Source organism: Acinetobacter geminorum, from assembly GCF_013009345.1.
In the GTDB taxonomy this organism is placed as follows: domain Bacteria; phylum Pseudomonadota; class Gammaproteobacteria; order Pseudomonadales; family Moraxellaceae; genus Acinetobacter; species Acinetobacter geminorum.
In genome coordinates, this window is record NZ_JABELE010000039.1 from 1 (window position 1) to 2,892 (window position 2,892).

3 protein-coding genes and 1 pseudogene are annotated in these 2,892 nt (G+C 36.4%); 3 read left to right on the forward strand and 1 reads right to left on the reverse strand.

The genetic code is table 11. The features are described 5' to 3' along the window. The first annotated feature begins 111 nt into the window (after positions 1 to 111). Together HJG58_RS18505 and HJG58_RS18510 are read left to right on the forward strand one after the other, a co-directional pair. Positions 112 to 600: a hypothetical protein gene (locus HJG58_RS18505; protein ID WP_049065942.1), complete on the forward strand. Its 489-nt coding sequence runs from the start codon at positions 112 to 114 to the stop codon at positions 598 to 600. Positions 601 to 613: 13 nt separating this feature from the next. After that, complete coding sequence (locus HJG58_RS18510) at positions 614 to 760, forward strand: hypothetical protein (protein ID WP_160310229.1); 147 nt, start codon at positions 614 to 616, stop codon at positions 758 to 760. A gap of 18 nt (positions 761 to 778) precedes the next feature. On the opposite strand, the pseudogene HJG58_RS18515 reads toward HJG58_RS18510, so the two are convergent. Continuing rightward, positions 779 to 1,309 (reverse strand): annotated as a pseudogene (locus HJG58_RS18515) (IS6-like element IS1007 family transposase); the annotation flags it as partial. 64 nt (positions 1,310 to 1,373) lie between these two features. Between HJG58_RS18515 and HJG58_RS18520 the strand changes: the two are divergent. Beyond that, a protein-coding gene (locus HJG58_RS18520) for an IS3-like element ISAba22 family transposase (RefSeq protein WP_085945708.1) occupies positions 1,374 to 2,539 on the forward strand; the annotation gives its coding sequence in 2 pieces (ribosomal slippage) (positions 1,374 to 1,632 and positions 1,632 to 2,539; 1,167 coding nt in all). Positions 2,540 to 2,892: the final 353 nt, after the last annotated feature.

Genomic DNA, 2,892 nt, shown 5'->3' on the forward strand with positions numbered 1-2,892 from the left:
ATTCATGCACGTATGGCAGTATTAAATAAATTTACGGACTTAGGCAGACCACATACCCGAGTTGTCACTTAAATTTGAGTAGATATGAGAAGTCTTAACTTTTAAATCTTTGTGCAACAAAGCCTAGAGCAAGAAAAAATTAGACAGCAAGCTAATTTACTTTCTAATATTTCATTGAAAGCAAAGCTTGGACATAATTTGGGTGGAGGTTATGGCAAATTTTTGTACCAACAAGATTTTAATGATAGGGATATGTCATCTAAATACTTTGAGAAAGAAATCAAATCAGGAAGAAAACACATCCATGCTATTGCTCCAGGAATGTACTGTATCAATCGTGCATGTAGTATGAGAATTGGTATAGAATTTCCTGAATGTGTAGATTGTGATTGGTCAATTATTGAAAGTACAGCTTATGCTCAAGCTGTAAGACAAGAAAGTATAAACATATTAGAGGTTCTAAGCATTGAAGGACAGTTATCCGATGACATTTACGAATTTCACAAAATACGCATCCAAGCTGCTGAAAAAATAATGCAGAGTATGAACTTAAACTTTGAACCTTATAAAATTATGACAGTCCCGAGAGATCAACTTTAATAGGTATTTTTATATGGCAAAGATTAGAAATCCCGAAGTTACTAGACAACAATTACTTGATGCTCTTGAACGATTAGAAAAAGGACAACCTGAACGTTTAACAGGTCGATTTAAACTAAATATTAAAGGCACTGTTGCAAATAGGGATCTGAGTCGATGATTTTCCCTTCAAAAAAGCTTAGAGACCGAAAACTCTATTTACTAGCCAAACTTCTCCTAGAATATTACCGTTATAAAATAATGAAGCTTGTCCTTTGCGTAGAGCACGCATAACCTCAATACCTTTAATTGTGGCATAAGCCGTTTTCATAGACTTGAATCCCAACGTAGCCTTGATGATTCGTTTGAGCTTGCCATGATCACATTCAATCACGTTATTCTTGTATTTAATCTGTCGATGCTCCAAGTCTTCAGGACACTTTCCTTCCTGTTTTAGTCGCGACAAAGCACGGCCATAGGTATGAGCCTTATCAGTGTTTATGACTCGTGGAATCTGCCATTTTTTGACATGATTCAAAATCTTACCAAGAAAACAATAAGCTGAATGGGTATTTCGTCTAGCAGAAAGATAGAAATCAAGAGTATGGCCACGTTGGTCAACTGCACGGTATAGATATGCCCATTTGCCATTCACTTTTACGTAAGTTTCATCCAGATGCCATAAATGTCGATCTGTAGGATTACCCCAATACCAACGTAAACGTTTTTGATGTGTGCTGAAAAAACAGGAGGTTTTAACTTGGTAAACTAAACACACTCATCAGGAGTTTACCATGAGCAAGAAACACAAGACTTACACCACAGAATTTAAAGCTGAAGCCATCAAATTAATTGAAGCCAATCAAGGCAATGTCTCGGAAACAGCCAGACAACTTAGCATTTCAATGCAAACTCTTTCAAATTGGAATACCAAAGCAAAGGCTGGAACTTTAGCAGGTACAAAACAGTATTCACCTGATCTAAACGCTCTACTCGAAGAAAATAAAAAACTCAAACAACAGCTCAAAATAGCTGAAATGGAACGTGAATTTTTAAAAAAGGCAGCAGCGTACTTTGCCAAAGAAAGTCAGTAAGGTACGCCTATATGAAACAAAAAAGATATTCTTTTCCAATTACCTTAATGGCTCGATTACTTCATGTTTCAGTTTCATGTTTTTATGATTGGCCCAAGAGAGGCGTGAGCAAAAGAACGATTCAACGAAATCAACAGACGATATTGGTGAAAATAGCCCATGAGGAGACAAAGCAGAGCTATGGTTATATTCGATTAACCAAATACTTACAAGCTCAGGGCATAAAAATGAGTATGTACGCTGTACGTCAGATAAAAGCGCTGAACCACCTGTATTGTAAGCGACACAAGCGTTTTAAAAGGACTACGAATAGTGACCATAATCGAGCGATCTATGAAAACCTGCTGGAGCAACAATTCTCAATGACTAGACCAAATCAAGCATGGTCAAGTGATATTACGTACATATGGACTGTTGAAGGATGGCTGTACTTAGCAGCGGTAAAAGACCTTTACACGAAGCAAGTGGTTGGCTATAGCTTAAATGAGCGCATGACAACACAGCTTGTTTGTAATGCGCTAAATATGGCTATTCACAATCAAAAACCAACCAAAGAACTGATTGTGCATTCAGACAGAGGAAGTCAATATTGCAGCCATGAATATCGAAATATACTTGAGCAATATGGTTTTCAAGGTTCAATGAGCAAGCGCGGAGACTGTTACGATAATGCACCGATTGAAAGCTTTTGGGGAATACTGAAAAATGAGTTAGTGCATCATTACAACTATCAAACCAGAGAAGAAGCCAAAGCAGATATTATAAAATACATTGAATTATTTTATAATCATCGAAGAATTCAAAAGGGTTTGGGTTTTAAGACACCAAATCAAATGGCCGAAGACTTTTATAAGTTGGCTGCCTAGAATCTCCCAAGGGAAAGTCTCCTGATAATTCAGCGTATATCATTTGGGGATGTTCACAAAAGAAAGGAAAGATTTGGTCACCAAAAGCAGGGAATCTTGTTGATTGGCAAGAATGGAGTCAGAATGCTTGGGATAAAATTCACTCTGAAGATGAAATAGATGTGAATAATTTAGTTAAAGACTTTCTAAAACCAATTCGAATTAATAAAGCGTATAAATATTACCCTCTGTTTGCAGAATGGGGAGAAACGCTACAAAATGCATTTGAAGATAAAGTAGACTTCCGTCATAAATCAAAAAACGTACAATTTATTTGATCAAATTAATCAGCAAAATTATTTAATTCAAGAGAT